The 23,153-nt window shown below is 72.2% G+C and carries 18 protein-coding genes; 12 read left to right on the top strand and 6 right to left on the bottom strand.

Annotated elements, in window-relative coordinates:
- Positions 1 to 60 precede the first annotated feature (60 nt).
- The 4 genes from glgA (at position 61) to OG776_RS09650 (ending at position 6,125) form a co-directional block, all read left to right on the top strand.
- Entirely contained in the window at positions 61 to 1,212 is a 1,152-nt protein-coding gene (glgA, locus tag OG776_RS09665; protein WP_329323680.1) for a glycogen synthase, read from the top strand.
- A gap of 80 nt (positions 1,213 to 1,292) precedes the next feature.
- A complete protein-coding gene (glgC, locus tag OG776_RS09660) occupies positions 1,293 to 2,552 on the top strand; it encodes a glucose-1-phosphate adenylyltransferase (protein ID WP_148012535.1) in 1,260 nt (419 codons plus the stop codon).
- Positions 2,553 to 3,155: 603 nt separating this feature from the next.
- Positions 3,156 to 4,487 (top strand): wax ester/triacylglycerol synthase family O-acyltransferase, encoded by a 1,332-nt coding sequence (locus tag OG776_RS09655; RefSeq protein WP_148012534.1) that lies wholly within the window; start codon positions 3,156 to 3,158, stop codon positions 4,485 to 4,487.
- 114 nt (positions 4,488 to 4,601) lie between these two features.
- Complete coding sequence (locus OG776_RS09650) at positions 4,602 to 6,125, top strand: SDR family NAD(P)-dependent oxidoreductase (RefSeq protein WP_261994867.1); 1,524 nt, start codon at positions 4,602 to 4,604, stop codon at positions 6,123 to 6,125.
- 299 nt (positions 6,126 to 6,424) lie between these two features.
- On the opposite strand, the gene OG776_RS09645 is transcribed toward OG776_RS09650, so the two are convergent.
- The 3 genes from OG776_RS09645 to OG776_RS09635 form a co-directional block, all read right to left on the bottom strand.
- Complete coding sequence (locus OG776_RS09645; RefSeq protein WP_329320106.1) at positions 6,425 to 7,231, bottom strand: SDR family oxidoreductase; 807 nt, start codon at positions 7,229 to 7,231, stop codon at positions 6,425 to 6,427.
- A 25-nt stretch (positions 7,232 to 7,256) separates the two neighbouring features.
- The gene (locus OG776_RS09640) at positions 7,257 to 7,712 is read right to left on the bottom strand and encodes a hypothetical protein (RefSeq protein ID WP_148012532.1); all 456 of its coding nucleotides are present in this window, start codon (positions 7,710 to 7,712) and stop codon (positions 7,257 to 7,259) included.
- 95 nt (positions 7,713 to 7,807) lie between these two features.
- On the bottom strand, positions 7,808 to 8,992 hold the full coding sequence (locus OG776_RS09635) for a permease (protein ID WP_329320103.1): 1,185 nt from the start codon (positions 8,990 to 8,992) through the stop codon (positions 7,808 to 7,810).
- 489 nt (positions 8,993 to 9,481) lie between these two features.
- Here OG776_RS09635 and OG776_RS09630 point away from each other — a divergent pair, with 489 nt between their 5' ends.
- Both OG776_RS09630 and OG776_RS09625 read left to right on the top strand, forming a co-directional pair.
- Positions 9,482 to 9,658 (top strand): hypothetical protein, encoded by a 177-nt coding sequence (locus OG776_RS09630; protein WP_187285890.1) that lies wholly within the window; start codon positions 9,482 to 9,484, stop codon positions 9,656 to 9,658.
- A gap of 61 nt (positions 9,659 to 9,719) precedes the next feature.
- Positions 9,720 to 10,202 (top strand): GNAT family N-acetyltransferase, encoded by a 483-nt coding sequence (locus tag OG776_RS09625; protein ID WP_148012530.1) that lies wholly within the window; start codon positions 9,720 to 9,722, stop codon positions 10,200 to 10,202.
- A 66-nt stretch (positions 10,203 to 10,268) separates the two neighbouring features.
- Here OG776_RS09625 and OG776_RS09620 read toward each other — a convergent pair whose 3' ends face one another.
- Positions 10,269 to 11,612, bottom strand: coding sequence for an amidase (locus tag OG776_RS09620; RefSeq protein WP_148012529.1), 1,344 nt, complete (start codon positions 11,610 to 11,612; stop codon positions 10,269 to 10,271).
- A 252-nt stretch (positions 11,613 to 11,864) separates the two neighbouring features.
- Here OG776_RS09620 and OG776_RS09615 point away from each other — a divergent pair, with 252 nt between their 5' ends.
- Positions 11,865 to 14,213 carry an alpha-L-fucosidase gene (locus tag OG776_RS09615; protein WP_148012528.1) on the top strand — a complete coding sequence of 783 codons (2,349 nt, stop codon included), beginning with the start codon at positions 11,865 to 11,867 and terminating at the stop codon, positions 14,211 to 14,213.
- Between the two features lie 213 nt (positions 14,214 to 14,426).
- Here the strand turns inward: OG776_RS09615 and OG776_RS09610 are convergent, their stop codons facing one another.
- Entirely contained in the window at positions 14,427 to 15,170 is a 744-nt protein-coding gene (locus tag OG776_RS09610; protein ID WP_148012527.1) for an alpha/beta hydrolase, read from the bottom strand.
- 215 nt (positions 15,171 to 15,385) lie between these two features.
- A complete protein-coding gene (locus OG776_RS09605) occupies positions 15,386 to 16,432 on the bottom strand; it encodes a LacI family DNA-binding transcriptional regulator (protein ID WP_148012526.1) in 1,047 nt (348 codons plus the stop codon).
- Positions 16,433 to 16,655: 223 nt separating this feature from the next.
- Between OG776_RS09605 and OG776_RS09600 the strand changes: the two genes are divergently transcribed.
- The 5 genes from OG776_RS09600 to OG776_RS09580 are packed head-to-tail and all read left to right on the top strand — an operon-like array spanning position 16,656 to position 23,124.
- Complete coding sequence (locus OG776_RS09600) at positions 16,656 to 17,945, top strand: ABC transporter substrate-binding protein (protein ID WP_148012525.1); 1,290 nt, start codon at positions 16,656 to 16,658, stop codon at positions 17,943 to 17,945.
- A 6-nt stretch (positions 17,946 to 17,951) separates the two neighbouring features.
- On the top strand, positions 17,952 to 18,890 hold the full coding sequence (locus OG776_RS09595; protein ID WP_443077244.1) for a carbohydrate ABC transporter permease: 939 nt from the start codon (positions 17,952 to 17,954) through the stop codon (positions 18,888 to 18,890).
- Entirely contained in the window at positions 18,887 to 19,798 is a 912-nt protein-coding gene (locus OG776_RS09590; protein WP_148012524.1) for a carbohydrate ABC transporter permease, read from the top strand. Before OG776_RS09595 ends, OG776_RS09590 begins: the two co-directional genes overlap by 4 nt.
- Before the next feature lie 45 nt (positions 19,799 to 19,843).
- A complete protein-coding gene (locus tag OG776_RS09585; RefSeq protein ID WP_148012523.1) occupies positions 19,844 to 21,076 on the top strand; it encodes a glycoside hydrolase 5 family protein in 1,233 nt (410 codons plus the stop codon).
- A gap of 38 nt (positions 21,077 to 21,114) precedes the next feature.
- A complete protein-coding gene (locus OG776_RS09580) occupies positions 21,115 to 23,124 on the top strand; it encodes an endo-beta-N-acetylglucosaminidase (RefSeq protein ID WP_329320097.1) in 2,010 nt (669 codons plus the stop codon).
- Positions 23,125 to 23,153: the final 29 nt, after the last annotated feature.

The following is a 23,153-nucleotide window of genomic DNA, read 5'->3' as shown; positions in this document are numbered from 1 at the left end:
CCCGCGCGCTCCTTGTGGGTGACCATGAGGGACACCGACCGGAACGACGGGGGGTTCTGTGTGCGAGTGGGACTGCTGACCCGGGAGTATCCGCCGGACGTGTACGGCGGCGCCGGCGTCCATGTCGAGTTCCTCGCCCGGGAGTTGCGGGCCCTCACGGAACTGGACGTGCACTGCTGGGGCGAGGGCGCCGCGGGCGGCGTCGCGCGCCACCGGCCCTGGCCCGCGCTCGACGGCGCCAACGACGCCCTGCGCACCTTCTCGGTGGACCTCGCCATCGCCGCCGCGCTCGAAGGCCGCGAACTCGTCCACTCGCACACCTGGTACGCGAACCTCGCCGGCCATCTCGGCAAGCTGCTGCACGGCATCCCGCACGTCATGACCGCACACTCGCTGGAGCCGCTGCGCCCCTGGAAGGCCGAGCAACTGGGCGGCGGCTACGCCCTCTCCAGCTGGGCCGAGCGCACCGCCATCGAGTCGGCCGACGCCGTCATCGCCGTCTCCGGCGCGATGCGCGAGGACATCCTGAGCTGCTATCCGGCCCTGGACCCGGCGAGGGTGCGGGTCGTGCACAACGGCATCGACACCTCCCTCTACCGGCCCGACCACGGCACGGACGTCCTGGACCGCATCGGCGTCGACACCGGCCGCCCCTACGCGCTGTTCGTCGGCCGCATCACCCGGCAGAAGGGGGTTCCCCAACTCCTGCGCGCGGTGCGGGACATCGACCCGGCGGTGCAGGTGGTGCTGTGCGCGGGCGCCCCCGACACCCCTGAGATCGGACGGGAGTTCCGCGAGCTCTTCCAGGAACTGAGCGGTGTGCGCGAGGGGGTGCACTGGATCCCGCAGATGCTGCCGCGCCCGGACGTCATCCAACTCCTCACGCACGCGGCCGTGTTCGTCTGTCCCTCGGTCTACGAGCCGCTCGGCATCGTCAACCTGGAGGCGATGGCCTGTGGCACGGCCGTGGTCGCGTCCCGGGTCGGCGGCATCCCCGAGGTGGTCGAGGACGGGGTGACGGGTGTCCTGGTGACGGTCGACGAGGACTTCGAGGCCGGTCTGGCGCGCGCTCTCGACGCGACGCTCGCCGATCCCGCGGCCGCCCGGCGGATGGGCGCGGCCGGACAGGAGCGCGCGGTGAGGGAGTTCGGCTGGGACGCGGTGGCCCGAAGGACCGTCCAGTTGTACGAGGAAGTCCTCAAAGCGGGGTAACCATCGGAGAGGCGTACTTCGGCAACAGGGCCCTGTCCGGCGACCGGGCACGGCCCGAGCGGGCGTAGAGGGGCGGCGGCATGCGGCGAACGGGACACCCCCTGGGCGAGTGGAGCCGGGACCTGGGGGAGGGGCCTTCGGTACTGGGAATCGTCCTCGCGGGCGGAGAGGGCAAGCGTCTGATGCCCCTCACCGCGGACCGCGCGAAACCCGCGGTCACCTTCGGCGGTACGTACCGCCTGGTGGACTTCGTGCTCTCCAACCTCGTCAACGCGGACATCCTGCGCATCTGCGTCCTGACGCAGTACAAGTCGCACTCGTTGGACCGGCATGTCACGACGACCTGGCGGATGTCGAGCCTGCTCGGCAACTACGTCACCCCGGTCCCGGCACAGCAGCGGCTCGGCCCGCGCTGGTATCTGGGCAGCGCGGACGCGATCCTGCAGTCCCTCAACCTGGTGTACGACGAACGGCCCGACTACATCGCGGTGTTCGGCGCCGACCACGTCTACCGCATGGACCCGCGGCAGATGCTCGCCCAGCACATCGAGAGCGGCGCGGGTGTGACGGTGGCGGGGATACGGGTGCCGCGGACCGAGTCCTCCTCGTTCGGGGTCATCACCCCCGGGTCCGACGGCCAGACCGTGCGGGGGTTCCTGGAGAAGCCCGCCGACCCGCCGGGGCTGCCCGACGACCCCGGGTGCGTCTTCGCCTCGATGGGCAACTACATCTTCACCACCAAGGCCCTGGTGGAGGCGCTCCAGCGGGACGCCGAGGACGAGCACTCGGTGCACGACATGGGCGGCTCGATCCTGCCGATGCTCACCGACCGCGGCGAGGCGGGGCTCTACGACTTCAGCGAGAACCATGTGCCGGGCGAGACCACCCGGGACCAGGGGTACTGGCGCGACGTCGGGACGCTCGACGCGTACTACGACGCCCACATGGACCTGATCGCCGAACGGCCCGCCTTCAACCTGTACAACCGCAGATGGCCCATCTACACGCACTCCGGGCAGCTCTCGCCCGCGAGATTCAGCACCGGGGGCATCGCGAGCGAGTCGATCGTCAGCGCCGGCTGCCTGATCCGGGGCCAGGTCACGGGGTCGGTGCTCTCGCCGGGCGTCCTCGTCGACCCGGGAGCCGTCGTGCAGGGTTCGGTCCTGCACGACAACGTCCGCATCGGGCGTGGCGCGGTGGTGCGCGGCGCGGTCCTCGACAAGAACGTCGAGGTGCCGCCGGGCGCGACGATCGGCGTCAACCCCGAGCGGGACGGTGAGCTCTACACGGTCTCCAGGAACGGGGTGATCGCGCTCGGGAAGGGCCGGGTGGTGTCGTAGCCCGGCGGGCCCGCGCCGATGCGGCTCCGGCCCGCCGCGCCGTTGCGCGCGGGCCGCCCGGACCCGGACGGTTCCCGTGCGGTCGTGCCGCCCGGACCCGGACGGTTCCCGTGCGGTCGTGCCGCCCGGACCCGGACGGTTCCCGTGCGGTCGTGCCGCCCGGACCCGGACGGTTCCCGTGCGGCCGCGCGGTCCGGAACCCGGACGGTTCCCGTGCGGTCGTGCGGTCCGGAACCCGTCGGTTCCCGTGCGGCTGCGCGGTCCGGAAGACCGGTCGAGTCTCGTACGGCCGTACGGTTCTGATGCCCCGTACGGCCGCGCCGGTCGACCGCTTCGCATGGGTGTGCGGTTCGGTTCCGTGCCGCCGCGCGGGCGCGGCGCGCGACGCGTTCACTCTCGGCGCTGAGCCGTCCGGCTGGGGTTCCGGGGCCTCTTCGGGGCCCTCAGGTCCGAACTGAACTCAAGTGCCCCTTGCGTCCCGCCCGTCTCGCAGGGGCCGGGCTTAATCTGCTGTTAACTGTGCGTAGCTTGATCGTACTTGACCGTAATCGCCTCTCGGGGTTTGACTGCTTGCTCAACCGTCGTCGACGCGAGAGCAAGCCCTTGACCTCCGATCTCCTCGCACCACTCGACCTGGCGTTCTGGAACATCGAGTCCGAGCAGCACCCGATGCACCTCGGTGCCCTCGGGGTCTTCACGGCGCACTCGCCCACCGCGGGCGCGCACGCCGCCGACCTGCTCGCGGCCCGCGCGGCCGGGGTTCCCGGACTGCGCATGCGGATCCGCGACGTCTGGCAGCCTCTCGTCTACCCGCCGACCTTCGGAAGCGCCGCCCGGGAACCCGCGCCGCACTTCGACCCGCTCGACCACGTCCGGCTGCAGGCGCCGACCGCCGACTTCCACACGGCGGCGGGCCGGCTGATGGAGCGCCCGCTGATGCGGGGCCGGCCGCCCTGGGAGGCGCACGTCCTGCCCGGCGAGGACGGCACCTCGTTCGCGGTGTTCTTCAAGTTCCACCACGCCCTGGCCGACGGACTGCGGGCCCTGATGCTCGCCGCCGCGCTGATGGACCCGGTGGACATGCCGGAACCCCGTCCGCGGCCCGCGGAGCCGCCACGCCCGCTCTTCCCGGACGTCCGCAAGCTGCCGGGGCTCGTCCGCGGCACCCTCTCCGACATGGGCCGCGCCCTGGACATCGGCACCTCGGTCGCCCGTGCCACCCTGGGCGTCCGCTCCTCGCCCGCCCTGACCTCGCGGCCCACCGGCACCCGTCGTATCGCGGGCGTCTCCCTGGACCTGGACGACGTGCACCGCGTCCGCAAGAGCGTCGGCGGCACCGTCAACGACGTCCTGATCGCCGTCGTCGCGGGCGCCCTGCGCACCTGGCTCGACGAACGCGGCGACGGCAGCGAGGGCGTGGCACCCCGCGCCCTGATCCCCGTCTCCAGGCGCCGCCCGCGCACCGCGCACCCACAGGGGAACCGGCTCTCCGGCTACCTGATACGGCTTCCGGTGGACGACCCGGACCCGGTCGGCAGACTGCGCGCGGTCCGTACGGCCATGGACCGCAACAAGGACGCGGGCCCCAACCGGGGAGCGGGCGCCGTGGCGCTCCTCGCGGACCACGTGCCGCCGCTCGGCCACCGGCTCGGCGGCCCCGTCGTCGGCCAGGCGGCCCGGCTGCTCTTCGACATCCTCGTCACCAGCGTGCCGCTGCCCAGCCTCGGCCTGAAGCTCGGCGGCTGCCCGCTCGCCGAGGTCTATCCGCTCGCGCCGCTGGCCCGCGGTCAGGCACTGGCGGTGGCGGTGTCGACGTTCCGCGGACGGGTCCACTACGGGCTCGTCGCCGACGCGGAGGCCGTGCCGGACCTGCACCGGCTGGCCCGCGCGCTGACCGAGGAGGTGGAGACCCTGACCATCGCCTGCGGCGTCTGAGCGGCCGGTGATCACCGCGCGTTTGGCGCCTTGCCCCCTTGCTCCGTAAAATTCCGCCTTCGAAAGCGAGCGCGGTTCGAGCGCGGCGCGAGAACCAGGGAAGCGGCAACGGCGATGACGGTGACAGAGGACGGCCAGGCGACTCTCGCCGTGGACACGGCAGGGGACGACCGGGCGGGTTCCGCCGCCGACGCGGCACCCGAGGCGTACGGACCCGGCATCGACCCGGAGCGGCTGGCCGTCTGCCTCAGCGTGCTCGACGAGCTGGACGGGATCGATGTCGACCACCCCGACGCGATCGCCGTGCGCCGCGCCACCGCGGGCGTCTACCGCACGGTGAAGCAGCGCAGGCGTCAGGACCGCCGGGCCGCCAAGACCGCCCACGACAAGGCCGTCACCGAGGCCACCGCGACCGGTTCCGCCCAGCGCATCGACGACGAGACCGAGGGCATCCTGCCCTCGTCCGTCACCGGCGCCGGCGAGATCGCCGGAATACTCCAGCGCCCGCGCTCCTGCTACATCTGCAAGAAGCGGTACGTCGAGGTCGACTACTTCTACCACCAGCTCTGCCAGGACTGCGCGGCCGAGAACCGTGCCCGCCGCGACGCCCGCACCGACCTCACCGGCAAGCGCGCCCTGCTCACCGGCGGCCGCGCCAAGATCGGCATGTACATCGCGCTGCGGCTGCTGCGTGACGGTGCCCACACCACCATCACCACCCGTTTCCCGAACGACGCGATCCGCCGCTTCAAGGCCATGCCGGACAGCGACGAGTGGATCGGCCGGCTGAAGATCGTCGGCATCGACCTGCGCGACCCGGCCCAGGTCGTCGCGCTCGCCGACTCCGTCGCCGCCGCGGGCCCCCTCGACATCCTGATCAACAACGCGGCCCAGACCGTACGCCGCTCGCCCCAGGCGTACGGCGAACTGCTCGCGGCCGAGTCCGGTCCGCTGCCCGCCGGTGAGCTGCCGCCCGCCGAGGTCATCGGCACCTTCGGCTCCGGCGCGGTGGCGGCGCTCCCGGTGCCCGGCGGCGGCGCGCTGAGCGCGCAGGACGTGACGGACCTCGCGCTGGTCTCCGGCTCCGCCTCGCCGGAGCGGATCGCGGCCGGTACGGCCATCGACGCGGGCGGGCTGGTGCCCGACCTGCACGACACCAACAGCTGGATCCAGTCCGTCGATGAGGTCACGCCGGTCGAGCTGCTGGAGGTCCAGCTCTGCAACTCCACCGCGCCGTTCATCCTCATCAGCCGTCTGCGCGCGGCGATGGCGGCGGCACGGTCCGAGCGGACGTACATCGTGAACGTCTCCGCGATGGAGGGCGTCTTCAACCGCGGCTACAAGGGCGCGGGCCACCCGCACACCAACATGGCCAAGGCCGCACTGAACATGCTCACGCGCACCAGCGCCCAGGAGATGTTCGAGAAGGACCGCATCCTGATGACCGCGGTCGACACGGGCTGGATCACCGACGAGCGCCCGCATCCCGACAAGATGCGCCTCGCCGACGCGGGCTTCCACGCCCCCCTCGACCTCGTCGACGGCGCGGCCCGCGTCTACGACCCGATCGTGCGCGGCGAGGGGGGCGAGGACCTGTACGGGGTCTTCCTGAAGGACTACGCCCCCGGCAAGTGGTAGCCGGATCCGGGCGGCGGGCGTTCCCGAGCCCGGGGTGACACGGCCCCCGGCCCGCTCGTCACCCGGAGGCGCGGCCGCCGACGCGTGACGGAAGGGCCTCGGGCGGCGCGCCCGTGTCCGGCGTCAGGGCGCGCCGCGTGGGCCACGGAGGCCCGCTCGCGGCGACGGTGCCGGTGGCGGTCCGGACCGGGGCGGGACGGCCCCTTGCCGGTGACGCCCCGCCGGGGGCGCCGTGGTGGGCGCCGGCGCCGGCGTCGGCGTCCCGCGAGGCCGCCCCGGTCACCGCCGTGCGGGCGTGGTCATCGTCCGGCGTCGGGTGCGCGGGTGCGCAGCCGGTCGTGCAGGGCGGAGCCGGCGCCGTGCGCGGCCCGGACGCGGGTCCCTCCGTCGACCAGCAGATCGGCGCCGGTGATCCACTCGGCGGCGTCGGAGGCCAGCCACACCACGGCTCGCGCCACGTCCACGGGTCTGCCGATCCGGCCCAGCGGGAGCCCGGCGCCGAGTTCGTCCTCGGAACCCTCCCAGACGAAGCGGGCCATCTCGGTGCGGACCAGGCCGGGGGAGACGGAGTTGACCCGGACCCGCGGGGCCAGCTCACCCGCGAGCTGCCGGGTGAGGTGCAGCAGCGCCGCCTTGCTGGTGCCGTACGCGCCCACCCGCGGCCCCACGTGGTCCGCGCCCTCCGTGCAGACGTTCACGATCGCGCCGCCGTGCTCGCCCATCCAGCCGTGCCAGGCGTACTGCGCCAGCCGCAGCGCGGCCTCGACGTTGACGGTGAACGCCGTCCGCCAGCGGTCCGGGTCGACGTCCATGAGCGGGCCGTACGGCTGGTTGGTCGCCGCGTTGTTCACCACGAGGTCGATGCGCCCGAACTCGCGCAGCGCCAGCTCGGTCACGGCCCTCAGATGCGCCGGATCGGCGACCGAACCGGCCAGCGCGACCCCGCCGAGCCGCTCGGCCGTCCGGCCCACCGCGTCCGCGTCCCGGGCGGTCACGCACACCCGCGCCCCCGCCCCGGCCAGCTCCTCGGCGACGGCCAGCCCGATCCCGCGCGAGGCTCCGGTGACGATGGCGGCCCTGCCCCGCAGTCCGTACGGCGACGTCATCCGCGTACCGTCTCATGACGGTCCGTCAGTCGACAGCCCCCAGCCGGGAGTTGTGCGCCACCACCAGTTCCACCACCGTGCGCCAGTCCTCCAGCACCCCGGCGTGGAGTCCCGCGACCCGGCCCGCCTCGCAGGCCTGACGCAGACTCAGTACGTCGTCGGCGTCCCAGGGTTCGGGTACGTCGCCGGAGAGGAGGCGGCCCAGACGGGAGACCCGGTCGCCGAGCAGCGGCCCCACCAGGTCGGGTAGCGGCGCGGCGTGCGCGGTGACGTCGCCGGGGCGCAGCAGCCGGCCGATGCCGTGCACCAGCCCGGCCACCTGGAGCTCTTTGTCGGCGGGGCGGCCGCGGCGCAGCAGGGCGGCGGTCTGCAGCGCGTGGTCGTGCACGTCGACCGGGCCCCCGCCGCCGTCCGCGGGGTGGCGGGTGCCCCGGCAGGCGTGCAGCAGATCCATCAGCTCCTCGACGCTGCGCAGCTCCATGCGTCGGTCCTTCCGCGAGAAAAGCCGTTGCCGGGCGCCAGCACAGCATGGCCGGCTTGCGAACCGGCCAACGGGACCTGAACTGCGCCCGGTGTTCAGCGCGCGCCGTGCGGGTGGTCGTGCCCCCCGTGGCCGGTCCGGTCCGCCGCTTCCGGTGATCCGCCCATGGTCCGCAGCATCGCCGGGCCACCGGTGCGCAGGAAGCGCCACACCAGTGCCGCCGCGAGCAGCAGGAAGGCGATGTTGAGCCAGGTCGTGTAGTCCCACGAGACCCCTTCCACGGGAATCCGGGCGTCGGCCTGGTCGGGGACGAGCCCGAGGCCGCCGAAGAGGATCTCCACGACGTAACCGGCGACCACCATGGCCGCGTAGAAGGTGACCAGCAGGAAGACCGTCGTCCGGGGGCCGTAGTACTTCCGGTAGATGTTCAGGATCGGCAGGATCAGCAGGTCGGCGAAGACGAACGCGACCACACCGCCGAAGCTGATGCCGCCCTTCCACAGCACGACGGCCAGCGGCACGTTCCCGATCGAGCACACGAAGGAGGCGATCGCCACAAGCGGTCCGATCAGGGGTCCGACCAGTTTCGCGGCGAGCGGATGTCCGTCCAGGAAGAAGGAGCGCCAGAAGGAGTCCGGCACCCAGGCGGCGATGGCCCCCGCGATCAGCAGCCCGGCCACCAGGTCGCGCAGGATCGCCGCCCACTCCATGACGAACACGTGTGCGACAGAGGTGAAGCCCGCGCGGGAGAACAGCCGGCGTCCGAACGAGCCCTCGCCCCGCACCGACATGTCCATCGCGGCATGGCCCTCCATGGCCCCGGAGAGCCCCAGGTCGGCCTGTTCGCGGGCCTGGTGCAGCAGCCGCTCGCGCAGCAGGAGCCGGAAGAGCACGGCCAGTACCACGATCATGACCGGCCCGCCGACGAACTCGGCGACGGTGAACTGCCAGCCCATCAACAGGGCCAGGATCACGCCGAGTTCGACCACGAGATTGGTGGAGGCGATCTCGAACGCCATCGCGGCGGTGAAGTTCGCGCCCTTGCGGAACAGGGAGCGGGCGAGCGCCACGGCCGCGTACGAGCAGGACGAGGACGCCGCGCCGAGCCCGGCGGCCAGGACGAGGGTCCGGGGCCGGTCGTCACCGAGCAGCCGCGCGACCGTCGCCCTGCGCACCACCGCCTGGACCACGGCGGACAGGCCGAACCCCAGGATCAGGGCCCAGGTGATCTCCCAGGTCATCGACCCGGTGATGGACAGCGCGTGCAGGATCGCGTGCATCGGCTCCGCTCTCTCCCGGGGTGGCGTACGGGCCGTTCGCGACGGTACCCCCTGAGGGTATGAATCACGGAGCGTCGCGGCGGGTCGGCGGGCGGTCGGCGTCAAGCCGTCGGCCGCCGGGCGGGTGGCCATGGGTGCGGCGGCCGCGTCGAACGGGTGGCGCGAAAGAGGGATATATCATCGAATAGACGCAGATCAGGTCTCCGCGGACACCGATCGACGCGAGACGGTTACCTCTTGTTTTCAGCCCCATAGAGCGGGCGCCCGCTCATTTGGTTACCCTGTACCGACGGACAGCCTGAAGGGGTCCCACCCACACCCATGGTCCGTCCCGGGACAAGCCGGTCACCACGGCCTGCTCTCACACGAGTTACCGGCGCCACCGCGTCCCTAACTGCCTTCGACTCAGACCCGAGCGGGCGTCAGGCGGCCGGAGGAAGACTGGCTCCTGTACGTCCCGAGGGTGACCCGACACATAAGGAGTGCGCGGTGACACCGGAGAAGACGAATCACGATCAGCGTCCCAAGGACCGCATGGACCGTGTGGGCGGCCGGCCCGAGAAGAAGCTGGGCAGCCTCGACGTGTGGGCCAGGTCCGCGCCCATCCGCCTCGCGGGTTACGAGGACGACCTCGCCGAGCCCCACATCCTGCCCAGCGTCGACTGACCGGTCCGGCGCGAAACCCCCTCGCGGCAGCTGACGGCATGGGCGTGCCAGACTCACGTCCATGCTGATCAGAGAAGCCGTGGCCGACGACTGGCCACGGATCTGGCCGTTCTGGCACCGCATCGTCGCCGCGGGCGAGACCTACACCTGGGACCCCGACACCCCGGCCGACGCCGCACGGGCCCTGTGGATGGCACCGGGCAAGCGCGTGTACGTCGCCGAGGACGCCGCCGGCACGGTCGTCGGCTCGGCCTACGTCGCCCCGAACTACGGCGGCCCCGCCGACCGCATCGCGAACGCCGGGTTCATGGTCGACCCCGACCACGCGGGACGCGGCATCGGCCGCGCGCTCGCCGAGCACGTCCTGACCGCCGCCCGGGCGGACGGCTACCGCGGCATGGTCTTCAACGCCGTCGTCGCGACCAACCCCGCCGTCGGGCTGTGGACTTCCCTCGGTTTCACCGTGCTCGCCACCGTGCCCGACGCCTACGAGCACCCCAGGCACGGCCGGGTCGGACTGCACATCATGCACCGGGCGCTCTGAGGGACGACGCTTTCCGGCACCGGCCTCCGCCCCGGCCCTCTCGCGGCGGACGCGCCCGGTTCCGCCTCAGTCCAGCGGCGCCGTCCGTTTCCACGGACGCAGCTCCTCCAGCTGCCCCGCGAGCTCCAGCAGTTCCGCCTCCGATCCGGGCCGCCCGACCAACTGCACGGCGCACGGGGCGCCGCCCGGCAGGGTCCCGAACGGCACCGCCATCGCGGGCCAGCCGGTGAGGTTCCAGGGCGGGGTCAGTGGCGAGTAGTTCGTGTTCGCCAGGAGGTTGCGCAGCCAGCCCCGCTCGTGCCAGGCCGCGGCGGCCGGACCCCGCCGGGCCAGCGCGGGGGTCAGCAGCACGTCGTGCTCCTCGAAGAACGGCGTCAGACGCGCACGCAACTGCTCACGACGCTCGCCGGTGCGCACACCGGTCACGAAGCGGCGCCCCACGGCGGCGTGCGCGCGCGTGCGGCGGGTGAGCCGCCGCGGGTCGAGGTCCGCGGCGTCCACCGCGGTCCCCGCCGTCCAGTGCGCGAGCGACGTCGTGCCCAGCCACAGCGGGTACGGGGGGTCGGAGCGCCGCACCCGGTGACCGGCCCCGGCGAGCAGCGCCGCCGCCTCCCGGGCCGCCGTCGCGTACGGCCGGCCGACGGTCACCCCGGCCAGGGGGCTGCGCACGGAGACCGCGATCCTCCGGGCGGGGTTCCCGGAGGGCCGTACCGCCTCGGTGTCCGAGAGGACCGCCAGCATCAGCCGCGCGTCGGCCACGGTGGTCGTGAGCGGCCCGTTCTCCGCCATGCCGAACCAGTCGCCGTGACCGATGCCGGCCGGGACCGTCCCGTGCCCCGGCTTCAGCCCGACCAGCCCGCAGTTGGCCGCCGGGATGCGCAGCGACCCCATCCCGTCGTTGCCCAGCGCGACGGGCACCATTCCGGCCGCGACGGCGGCCGCGCTGCCGCCCGAGGAGCCGCCGGCCGTGCGCGAGGGGTCCCAGGGATTGCGGACGATGCCGTACACACCGTCCGAGGTGCCGAAGACGCAGAGCTCGGGCACGTTCGTCAGGCCCACCACCACGGCGCCCGCCGCACGCAGCCGTGCCACGGTGACATGGTCCTCCTCGGCGGCGGCGTCGGAGGTCGCGGCGGAGCCCTGGCGGCAGGACTCACCCCGCACCGGCAGGTTGTCCTTGACGGCCACGGGCACCCCGGCGAGGGGGAGTCCGGCCAGGTCCGGTCGGGCGGCCAGCGCGTCGGCCTCCGCCATGGCCGCCTCGGACCGTACGAGCCGGAAGGCGCCGATCCCGGCGTCCAGCCGTTCGATCCGGGCGAGGTGCTCGGCCACCACCTCGCGCGGGCTGATCCGCTTCTCACGGACGGCCGCGGCGATCTCGGTGGCCGTCCGGCCGGCCCAACTGGTCACGGGTGCTCCTCGGGGCAGGGAACTACTGGTCGGTACGAGGAGCACTGTGCCCGGGTGCGAGAGCCGCGTCGAGGGCTGCCGCGCCGGGACGTCCACCCCGGTTCTCCTGGGCTTTTCACCGGGAGACCGGACGACGGCCCCCGTATGCCTCCCGATCCTCCGACCACTGGGTCAAATTACAAGCCCTCAGGCCTCGTTGACAGCCATCGGAAGCCGTCTCATCATCAGACATCCGATGAATTGGAGCCGCTCATGGGTACGTATCCAAGACGTCAGGTTCTGGGAGCCACCGCGGCCGTCGCCGCCGCGACGGCTCTTCCGCTCACCGCGGCGACCGCGGCGCGGGCCGCCGCACCGGCCGAAGGGCCGGCGCGGCAGTGGGTTCCCGTTCCCGGCCCGATCCCCGTACCGCTCGACGCCCACTTCGACAACGACGGCGTCGACCGCACGGGTGTCCCCGGCGGCGACTTCGACGGCTCGGGCTACACCTTCCCCGGTGAGGAACTCCCCGCGGGCCCGGTCGAGGTGGACGGCATCGCCTTCCTGTTCCCGTCCTCCGACGCGGGGGCCAGGAACAACGTGGTCGCCCTCGGCCAGCGCATCGGCCTTCCCCAGGGCCGCTATCTCTCGGCGCTCTTCCTCACGTCCGCCAGCTACGGCGACGCCTCGGGCACCGCCACCGTCCACTACGCCGACGGTTCGACGACCACCGCTGGACTCGGCGGTTCGGACTGGTACGCGACGGGCGGCCCGCTCTCCGCGCCCTACCGCTACCGGCCGGACGGCGGCAAAGACGAGCACAGCGTCGGGATCGGCACGGCGGAGGTCTGGATCGACCCGGCGCGCGAGGCGGTCGCCCTCACCCTGCCGACCACCCGGGCCGCAGAGGAGAACCAGGCCTCCCTGCACATCTTCGCCCTCTCGCTGCAACCGGTCGCCCAGGGACGGGCGTTGGCACTGCGGGACGTCCACAGCACCTTCTCGCTGCTGGAGTCGAGCGGCGCGCAGAGCGTGGAGGCCACCGTCGTCAACGCGGGAACGGTCCCCGTCCTCGCCGGTGACCGGGTGACGGTCGGCGTCGAAGTGCCCGGAGCCCGCACCGTCGAGCCCGCGCGCGTGACCCGCCTCGACCCCGGTGAGCAGGCGCGGGTCCGCGTCGGCATCCGCAACCGGGTGGGCACGGCGCCGGGCACCGCCCGCGAGGGGACGGTGGCCGTCGAGAGCCGCGGCCGGCAGGCGGCCGCCGCCCGCCGCACCCTGACCCTGGGCGTGCCCGACTACCTCCCGACCGAGGAGTCCCTCGCCGGGCACCAGGCCCCGTACTGGTTCCACCGCGCCAAGTTCGGCATCTTCATCCACTGGGGCGTCTACTCGGTGCCCGCCTGGTCACCGGTGGGCGAGCAGTACGCCGAGTGGTACTGGAACAACCTCCAGGACCCGGGGAACGCGGTGTACGCCTACCACCGGCAGAAGTACGGCGAGGACTTCGCCTACGACGACTTCATCCCGATGTTCACGGCCCGCCGGTTCGATCCGCGGGCCTGGGTGGAGCTGTTCCGGGACGCGGGCGCCCAGTACCACGTCCTCACCTCCAAGCACCACGAGGGCTTCGCCCTGTGGGACACCCGGGTCTCCGGCCGCAACTCCGTGAAGATGGGCCCGAAGCGCGACCTCGTCCGTGAACTCTTCGACGCCTCCCGGCGGTTCACGCCCGAGCTCCACCGCGGGCTGTACTTCTCCATGCCCGAGTGGTTCAACCCCGACAACCCCTGGTCGGGGCACGCCCCGCGCAATCCGTACACGCGGGAACCGGTCCCGTACACCGGATACTCCGCAGGCAAGGACTATGTGAAGGACTATCAGGCAGCGCAGATGCTGGAACTGGTCCACGGCTACGACCCGTCCGTCATCTGGTGCGACATCGGGGGCGCCAACGACAGTGCGCGCGTGCTCGCCGAGTACTTCAACCACGGCAAGAACCGCGCGAAGCCGTACGAGGTGACGGTCAACAACCGCTCGGGCATCGGCTTCCACGACTTCACGACGCCCGAGTACACGACCTACGCGAACACCGTGGTCGCCAAGTGGGAGTCCAGCAGGGGACTCGACCCGTTCAGCTACGGCTACAACCGGGCCACGCCCGACGCCGCTTACATGACCGCCGAGGAAGTGGTCCGCAGTCTGGTCGACATCGTCTCCAAGAACGGCAACCTCCTGCTCGACATCGGGCCGCGCGCCGACGGCACCATCCCGGAGATCATGCAGACCCGGCTGCGCGAGACCGGCCGGTGGCTGAAGGTCAACGGGGAGGCGGTCTACGACACGACGTACTGGTCGCGGATGGCGCAGCTCGGGGAGGACCTGCGGTTCACGGTGAAGCAGAACGAGGCCTTCTACATCCATTCGCTGGCCGCGCCCGGCGCCACGCTCACCGTAGAGGCGCCGGTGCCGGTCCGCGGCGGCGACCGGGTGACCCTGCTCGGCCACGACCGACCGCTCAACTGGACCATCCGGAAAGGGGCGTTGGTGATCGACGTGCCCGAGGCGGCCCGCAGGTCCGGCGAGTACGTCTGGGTGTTCAAGGTGGAGTGGCACGACTGACGCCGGTGCGGTTCGGCGGCCACCGCCGAGCACGGCCGTGGCGGGCGCCGGTACCGCCGGGATCGGGGCGCTCGCGCACCGGCGGGACGCCTCTCGTCGAGGACGGCCGGAGCCGGTCCTCGACGAGGGGCACCCTGGCCGGCGCGGCCCACCGTCAGGCGCCGGCCCGGCCGACCGGGCCGGCGGCCGGGGTCGCGCCGGCCGCCGGCGGCCTCACCTCAGATGCCGGGTGAAGAACCGGGCCGCCGCGTCGCCCGCGGACTCCGGGACGCCCGCGTGCCCGCCCATGTTGGCGTTCAGGGTCTTCTCCTTGGAGCCGAAGGCGTCGAAGAGGTCCAGGGCCGACTGCCGGTCGTTCCCCTCGTCGTCCCACTGCAGCAGGACGTGCAGCGGGATGGTGACCTTCCGGGCCTCCTCGAACATGGCGCGGGGCACGAAGCTCCCGGCGAACAGGGCGGCGGCCGCGATGCGCGGTTCGAGCACCGCCAGCCGGGTCCCGATGGAGATCACTCCGCCCGAGTACCCGACCGGGCCGCCGAGCCCCGGCAGCGACAGGACGGCGTCCAGGGTGGCCCGCCATTCCGGCACCGCCTTCTCGACCAGCGGGAGGACCAGCGCGTCGATGATCTCGTCGCCGACCGGCTCTCCGGCCTTCAGTGTCCGGTGCAGGTCGGCGCGGGCCTGTTCGAGGGCGGGCAGGCGGGGCCGGTCACCGCTCCCGGGGAGCTCGACGGTGACCGCGGCGAAGCCGTCCGCGGCCGACCGCCGGGCCCGGGCCGCCAGCCGGGGGTACATCCTCCGCAGTCCGCCGGGGTGACCCAGCAGGATCAGCGGCGCGGGCACGGGCGCGGGTGCGGACGAGGGTGCGGGTGTCCACAGGACGCCGGGGATCTCGCCGAGGGTGAATTCGCGTTCGAGGACGCCGTCGTCGAAACGCCGTTCAGAGGTGAATCGCATGGTCGTGCCTTTCGGGAGTGCGCGTCAGCGGCGCTCCCGGACGACCTGTCGCCCGACCGTGACCCCGGAGGGGAGCACCCATGTCGATACTGTGTCCACGGGTACCACCTCCTCGTTCTCTCGCACGGCCTCCGGAAAGGTAGCAGGCGGCCCCGAGGGCCGCCAACAGGTTTTCTGCGCAGGCACGCCCCTGCCGGAGACCGGGCACCCTGCCGTCAGACGCCGGGGACAGCCCCGGTGCTCTCGCGTCCGATCAGCCGGGGCACCGGTACCTGGACGGTCCGTGCCGGGCCGCCGTCCAGCAGCGCGGTCAGTTCCCGCGCGGCCGTGCGCCCGAACTCCAGGGTGTCGCGGGAGAGCGCGGACAGCCACGGTCTGACCATGCGGCACAGCGCGGAATCCTCCCAGGCCACGACGGACACGTCGCGCGGCACCAGGAAGCCGAGTTCCGTCGCGGCGGCTGCCCCGGCGACGGCCATCACGTCGTTGTCGTAGATCAGCGCCGTGGGCGGCGCGCCGCTCTCCAGGACCCGTCGGGTGACGGCGGCGCCCTCGGAGTCCGAGTAGTCGGTGGTCAGTGACCGCACCTCGGACAGACCCCGTCGCTCCGCCTCCGCGCGCAGGGCGCGGATGCGCCGCTCGGTGTGCGCGAGCCCCGGCAGGCCCGCGATGTGCGCGATCCGCCGGTGCCCGAGCGCGTACAACTCGCCCACCACCGAGGCCATCGCACCGGCGTCGTCCGCCCAGACGGTGGACATCCCGGGGTGTTCCGCGTCCGGCACACCGCCGATCACCACCGCGGGCAGGCCCAGCTCCTCCAACAGGTCGGGGCGTGGATCGTCGGTGCGCGGATCGACGACCAGGACGCCGTCCACGCGGTGCTCGGCCCACCAGCGCCGGTAGACCGCGCACTCGTCGTCCACGTCCTCCACCACCTGGAAGAGCAGCCCCAGATGCCGCTCGGCCAGCACCTCCTGGATACCCGAGATCAGCTGCAGGAAGAACGAGTCCACGCCCAGGGTGTCGGCGGGACGGGCGACGACGAGCCCGACCGTGGCCGCGCCCTCGCCGGAGAGCGCGCGGGCCGCCGTGCTCGGCCGCCAGCCCAGCTGTTCGGCGACCCGGCGCACCCGGTCGCGGGTGATCTCGGAGACCCCGGGGCGGTCGTTGAGAGCGAAGGAGACCGCGCTCTCCGAGACCCCGGCGCGGCGCGCGATGTCCTTCATCGTCGGCCGTCGCGCCGGTGACCGTTTCGCTGGCACCCCTGCTCCCCGTTCTCCCGAGACCGCGTACTAATGCGCTTGAGCCGAACCAACCTAAAGCGCATTAGTGATCTGTGGCAAGAGGCCGGAGACACCTCTCTGACCAGCAATGTTCGGCCACTAATGAGTTTAGCTGGGTCAAATGCATTGACTGTTACGGCGAGTTGCATGCAAGGTCTGCCCCGGCACCGTTCGCCCCCCCCACCGCAGAGGAGCCCCGTCCGTGCGCATCTCCCGCAGAGCTCTCGCCGCCGCTGCCGTCGCCGTCGTCCTGCCGCTGAGTTCCTGCGGCTCCGGGGACGGCGGGGGCGGCTCGACGGACGCCTCCGGCAAGGTCGAGGGCGACATCACCTTCCAGACGTGGAACCTGCGAGCCAACTTCAAGGACTACTTCGAGGGCGTGATCGCGGACTTCGAGAAGAAGTACCCGGACACCCATGTGAAGTGGGTCGACCAGCCCGCCGAGGGCTACGCCGACAAGATCAGCGCGGACGCGGCCGGCGGCACCCTGCCCGACGTCGTGAACGTCTCCCCGGACCTCGTCGCCCCGCTCGCCAAGGCGGGCCTCGCGCTGGACCTCGACAAGTCGGCGGGCCAGTACAAGAAGGAGTACCTGGGCGGGGCGTGGGCCGGTCACCAGGTACCGGGCATGACCGGTACGTACGCCTTCCCCTGGTACCTCAACACCGGGCCGCTCTTCTACAACAAGTCGCTGTTCAAGGAGGCCGGACTCGACGCCTCCGAGCCGCCGACGACCTACGACGACCTCTTCGCCGACGCGCTGCGGCTGGCGGAGAAGACCCACGGCAAGGTGGCCACGCTCGCCAACGTCCCCACCGTCGAGGACTTCGGCCGCTACGGCGTCGAGCTGATGAACAAGGAAGGCACCGCCTTCGCCTTCAACGACGCCAAGGGAGTCGAACTCCTCACCAAGTACAAGGAGTTGTACGACGCCAAGGCGCTCGACCCGCAGGCGCTCACCGCGACCCCGGAGTCGTCCGGCAAGAAGTTCCTCACCGGCGCCGTCGCCATGAACCCGGGCAGCGCCCTGGACCTCGGCAACTTCAAGAAGCAGGCGCCGAACCTGTACAAGAACATCGGCATCACGGACCAGATCACCAGCACCGGCAAGGTGAACATGTACGTCATGGGCGTGATGGTCAACACGCGCACCAAGCACACCCCGGCGTCGGTCGCCTTCGCCCACTTCGTCACCGACGCGCGGAACCAGATGTCGTTCGCCAAGAAGGTCGCGATCTTCCCGAGCACCGCCGGCTCGCTCGACGACCCGTACTTCACCCAGGAGGACGGCAGCGACGAGACCCGGGTACGGATCGCCGCCGCCAAGTCGCTGAAGAACGCGGTCAATTACACCCCGGTCCTCTTCAGCGAGCAGATGAAGACCGAGCTGCGCAACGAGGTCGCCAAGGCGCTCCAGGGCAAGGAGAGCCCCAAGGCGGCATTGGACAACGCTGTCAAGGCCTGCGACCGGCTGCTCCAGCAGCAGGGCTGATCAGGCATGGCGAGCTCCTCGACCGTATCCGGCGGCGTGCGGCGCGGTATGCGGACACCCCGCGGGGTGTCCCGGGTCCGACGCCAGCTCCCGTCCAGCCCCTGGCTGTTCGCCGCGCCGGGACTGCTGATCACGGGTGCCTTCATCCTCTACCCGTTCGTCTCGACGGTGGTCAACTCCTTCACCGACCGCCGCACCCTGATCCCCGGCACGTTCGTGGGCCTCGCCAACTTCCGGGAGCTGCTGCACGACGACATGTTCTGGATCGGCCTGCGCAACAGCGCGCTCTACGTGGTCGGGGTCGTCCCCGCGCTCGTCCTGCTGCCGCTGCTGCTCGCTCTGCTGGTCCAGAAGAACATCCCCGGCATCACCTTCTTCCGGTCCGCGTTCTACACCCCGGTGGTCGCCTCCATCGTCGTGGTCGGCCTGATCTGGGTGTGGCTGCTGGACGAACGCGGCCTGGTGAACTCGCTGCTGGAGACGGTCGGCATCGGCGGGGTCGGCTTCCTCAGCGACCAGTGGCTGCTCCTGGTGAGCGCCATGGCCGTCACGGTCTGGAAGGGCCTCGGCTACTACATGATCATTTATCTGGCGGCGCTCGCGAACGTCCCGCGCGAGCTGCACGAGGCGGCGTCGGTCGACGGCGCGGGCGCGGTACGGCGCTTCCTCACCGTCACCGTGCCCGCCGTCCGCTCCACCATGGTGCTGGTCGGCGCGCTCTCCTCGGTCGCCGCCTTCAAGGTGTTCTCCGAGGTGTATCTGATGGCGGGCCCGGACGGCGGACCGGCGGGCGAGGACACCACCCTCGTCATGCTGGTCCAGCGCACCGGCACCGGACTGACCGGCCGGGTGGGCTACGCCTCCGCGCTCTCCGTCGTCGTCTTCGTCGTCACCGTCGCGCTGATGCTGCTCGTGCTGCGCGCCGACCGGAAGGAGGACGCGTGAGCGTGCTGGAGAAGGTCCGGCCGGCGGTACGCCCGGAGCCGGAGCGGCGGCCCCGCGCCCGCGTCACCGACGAGCACGGCCGTCGCGTCCGGGTGTGGGAACTGGTCCTGCGCTACCTGCTGCTGCTCGCCGTCCTCGCCCTGACCGTCGGCCCCTTCCTGTGGCAGCTGTCCACCTCGCTGAAGGGCCCGACCGAGGACATCTTCGGGTCGCCCCCCGCGTTCCTGCCCGGCCACCCGACGCTGCACAACTACCAGCGGGTCGCCGACACCATCCCCGTCTGGGACTACGCCCTCAACTCGCTCAAGGTGGCCGGCGCCAACGTGGTGACGAACTGCGTCGGTTCGGCCCTGGCCGGGTACGCCCTGGCCCGGCTGCGCTACCGCGGCCGCCGGGTGGCGACGCTCGTCTTCATCCTCGCGATGCTGGTCCCCGTCGAGGGGATCATCATCGCCCAGTTCACGACCATGCGTGAACTCGGCCTGAACAACACGCTCATCGGCGTGGTCCTGCCCGGCTGTGTCGGTGCCATGAACGTCCTGCTGATGCGCAACGCCTTCCTCAACCTGCCGCACGAGATCGAGGAGGCGGCCTTCGTCGACGGCGCGAACGTCTGGCAGCGGTTCCTGTGGATCGCGCTGCCCGCGGTGAAGGGCACCCTCGCCGTCGTCGCCATCTTCGCCTTCATGGGGGCCTGGGACGACTTCCTGTGGCCGCTCATCGTGCTCAGCGACCCCTCCCGATTCACCCTGACCATCGGCCTCAACTACCTGCACGGCACGTTCGCCAACGACGAACGGCTCGTCGCCGCGGGCACGATCATCGCCGTGGCACCGCTGATCGCCCTCTTCGCCTGCCTCCAGCGGTACTTCTTCCGCGGGGTCGGCGAGGGAGCGGTCAAGGGCTGAACCCGTCCGCCCGCCCGTCCGTCTTCCGATTCGCAAGGATCCCGCATGACCTCAGCCGTGCGCTTCGGCGTCAACTACACCCCGAGCGAGGGGTGGTTCCACCACTGGCTCGACTTCGACGCCGACTCCGTGCGCGCCGACCTCGATTCGATCGCCGCGCTCGGCCTCGACCACATCCGGGTCTTCCCGCTGTGGCCCTACTTCCAGCCCAACCGCACCCTGATCCGCCCGCGCGCCGTCGAGCAGCTCGTCGCGCTCGCCGACGCGGCCGCCGAACGCGGGCTCGACGTCAACGTGGACGGGCTGCAGGGGCATCTGTCGAGCTTCGACTTCCTGCCCGCGTGGACGCAGACCTGGCACCGGCGGAACATCTTCACCGACCCGGACGTGGTCGAGGCCGAGGCCGATTACCTGCGCACCCTGGCCGCCGCCCTCGCCGACCGGCCGAACTTCATCGGCATGACCATCGGCAACGAGGTCAACCAGTTCGCCGCCGGTCCACACCCCGACCCGGACCGCATCACGCCCGAGCAGGCCGGGGCGTGGCTGACCCGGCTCCTCGCGGCCTGCGAGGAGGGCGCTCCCGGCAAGCCGCACCTGCACGCCTCGTACGACGCCGCCTGGTACCAGGACGACCAGCCGTTCACCCCCGAGCACTCGGCCCGGCTCGGCGCCCTCACCGCCGTCCACTCCTGGGTGTTCAACGGGACCGCCCAGCGGCACGGCCGCCGGGGCGTCGCCACCGAACACCACGCCGCCTACCTCGTGGAGCTCTCCAAGGCCTGGGCCGACGATGCGGGCCGCCCGGTCTGGCTCCAGGAGGTCGGCGCACCCGCCCCACTCGTCCCGGCCGAGCACGCCGCGGCCTTCACCGAGGCGACCGTCACCAACGTGCTGGACTGCCCCGACCTGTGGGGCGTCACCTGGTGGTGCTCGCACGACGTCAGCCGGGACCTGGCCGACTTCCCCGAACTCGAGTACGGCCTCGGCCTGTTGACGAACGACCGGCGGCCCAAGCCGGCCGCCCGCACGCTCGCCCGGATCGCGGGCGAGCGACGGGACCACCGGCCCGCCCCGCGCACCACCGCGCTCGTGGTCGACACCGCTCCCGGCCGCTCCGTCTGCGCCCCCGGCGGCGCCGTCTTCGAGGCCTTCGCCCGGCTCACCGCCGACGGCGCCCGTCCCACCACCGTGCTCGCGAGCCGCGCCGACGACAAGGACCACCTCGCGGCCCGTGGCATCACCGAAGTCGTCACACCCGATCAGGTCACCGAGTAGCCCGTCCCCACCCGTCCCACGACGACGCGGAGCACACAGTGAACCTCAGCAGACGCGCACTCCTGCTCGCCGGAGCCGCGGCGGCGCTCACCCCCACCCTGCCGGGCGTCCCCGGCCGGGCCGCCGCGGCCGCCCGCGACCTCCAGCCGTACGCCTCCTACTGGTACCCGGACTCGCTGCCCTCCGGCACTCCGGGCGCCGGCATCACCTGGCGCAGCCTGAAGGCGTGGAGCGCCGCCGGTGACACGGACCTGGCGTTCAACGCGGCCTCCGTACCGCTCGCCGCGCGCTTCACCCCGACGCCCGCGAACAGCACGGCCCGCGCGGGCCAGGCGCGTGTCCAGTCCCTCGTCTCGTTCGGCCCCACGTCGCTCAATCCCTCCCAGGGCGCCGCCGACGCCGACTACTACGCCCTCACCCACTGGGCTTACGTCGACGAACTCGTCTTCTGGGGAGGCTCGTCCGGCGAGGGGCTGATCCTCGCGCCGAACGCCCCGATCGTGGACGCGGCCCACCGGCACGGCGTACCCGTCCTCGGCAACGTCTTCCTGCCACCCGTCGCCTACGGCGGCCGCCTCCAGTGGACCCGTGACCTGGTGCAGAAGGACGTCGCCGGGCACTACCCGCTCGCCGCCCAACTGGTGGCGGTGGCGGCGGCGTACGGCTTCGACGGCTGGTTCGTGAACGCCGAGACCGGCGGCGGAGACACCGCGCTCGCCTCCGCCATGCTTGGCTTCCTGAAGGAACTCAAGGCGCTCGGAGCGGCCCAGGGGCAGCGCGTCACCTGGTACGACGCGATGACGGTCAGCGGCTCGGTCGGCTGGCAGGGCGCGCTCGACAACCAGAACAAGACGTTCTTCCAGGCCGCCGACTCGCTGTTCGTCGACTTCCGCTGGTCGGCGAGCAGTCTGGCCTCCTCCGCCACCGCCGCGCAGCAACTCGGGCGCAGTCCCTACGAGTTGTGGGCGGGCGTCGATGTGGAGGCGAACGGCACGGCCGCGTCGGTCGACTGGGAGGCCATCGTGCCGGCGGACAAGGCGCACGTCACCTCGGTCGGCTTCTACCGGCCCGAGTGGACCCGCAACCATCTGCCCGCGGGCCGCACCCCCGGCGACTTCCACGCCGCCGACGACCTGTTCTGGACCGGCGCCTCATTGGACCCCTCCCGGCCGGCCGCGAACGCGAGCTGGCGGGCCCCGGCGCTCTCCGTCGCCGACCGGTCGACCGTCGACGCGCTGCCGTTCGCGACCGTCTTCAACACCGGCCACGGCCTGAGGTGGTACGAGGACGGTGAGGTCGCCTCGGACACCGCGTGGAACCACCTGGGCCTCCAGGACCGGCTGCCCTCCCGCCGCTGGGCCGTGCGCACCACCGGCCGTCGACCGGCCGTCACCCTCGACTTCGCGGACGCCTGGCGGGGCGGCAGCAGCCTCCTGGTCTCCGGCACGCTCGACGAGCCGACGACGCTCGACCTCTACGCGACCCGGCTGCCGCTCGGTGCGGACACGGTGGTCGAGCTGACCCACCGTACGGACGCGGGCAGCGCCTCCCTGGAGCTGGCCGTCGCCACGGAGGAACCGGGCACGGCGGGCGAGGCACCCCCGTACACCTTCCTCACCGTGCCCGCGGGCGGCGGTGGCGGATGGCAGACGTCCACCGTGCGGCTGACCGGACTGTCGGGGACCGTGCACGCGCTCGGCGTGCGGCTGGCGGCGAGCGGCCCTCCGGTGAGCTGGCGACTGGGCGGGCTCGCGGTCCGCGACGCGACCGTGACCCCGGGCACCCCCACCGAGCTGCGGATCACCGACGCCGACGGCGGCGACCTGCGCTTCGCGTGGCAGCGCCCCACGGGTCACGTACGCCACTACGAGCTCCACCGGATTCTCCCCGACGGCACCCGCCGCTTCCTCGGCGGCACCTGCCAGTCGGCCTTCTACGTGGGTGGTCTCACCGCCGAGCAGGGCGAGGCCGCCGCAGGATTCGAACTGCGCGCGGTGGGGGAGCTGTTCACCGTCTCGACCCCGGCCACGACCACCCACACCTGGTAACCCGCACCCCTCACCCCACGGAGCTCACC

The organism is Streptomyces sp. NBC_01689, from assembly GCF_036250675.1.
In the GTDB taxonomy this organism is placed as follows: Bacteria; Actinomycetota; Actinomycetes; order Streptomycetales; family Streptomycetaceae; genus Streptomyces.
Note: the sequence above shows the minus strand (reverse complement) of the source record. Positions and strands in the feature narration are given on the sequence as shown.

Excerpts from the sequence above, each read along its gene's own strand:
- glgC (WP_148012535.1), top strand. The coding sequence starts at position 1,293 with ATGCGGCGAACGGGACACCCCCTGGGCGAGTGGAGCCGGGACCTGGGG.
- OG776_RS09650 (WP_261994867.1), top strand. The coding sequence starts at position 4,602 with ATGACGGTGACAGAGGACGGCCAGGCGACTCTCGCCGTGGACACGGCA.
- OG776_RS09645 (WP_329320106.1), bottom strand. The coding sequence starts at position 7,231 with ATGACGTCGCCGTACGGACTGCGGGGCAGGGCCGCCATCGTCACCGGA.
- OG776_RS09640 (WP_148012532.1), bottom strand. The coding sequence starts at position 7,712 with ATGGAGCTGCGCAGCGTCGAGGAGCTGATGGATCTGCTGCACGCCTGC.
- OG776_RS09635 (WP_329320103.1), bottom strand. The coding sequence starts at position 8,992 with ATGCACGCGATCCTGCACGCGCTGTCCATCACCGGGTCGATGACCTGG.
- OG776_RS09625 (WP_148012530.1), top strand. The coding sequence starts at position 9,720 with ATGCTGATCAGAGAAGCCGTGGCCGACGACTGGCCACGGATCTGGCCG.
- OG776_RS09615 (WP_148012528.1), top strand. The coding sequence starts at position 11,865 with ATGGGTACGTATCCAAGACGTCAGGTTCTGGGAGCCACCGCGGCCGTC.
- OG776_RS09610 (WP_148012527.1), bottom strand. The coding sequence starts at position 15,170 with ATGCGATTCACCTCTGAACGGCGTTTCGACGACGGCGTCCTCGAACGC.
- OG776_RS09595 (WP_443077244.1), top strand. The coding sequence starts at position 17,952 with ATGGCGAGCTCCTCGACCGTATCCGGCGGCGTGCGGCGCGGTATGCGG.
- OG776_RS09585 (WP_148012523.1), top strand. The coding sequence starts at position 19,844 with ATGACCTCAGCCGTGCGCTTCGGCGTCAACTACACCCCGAGCGAGGGG.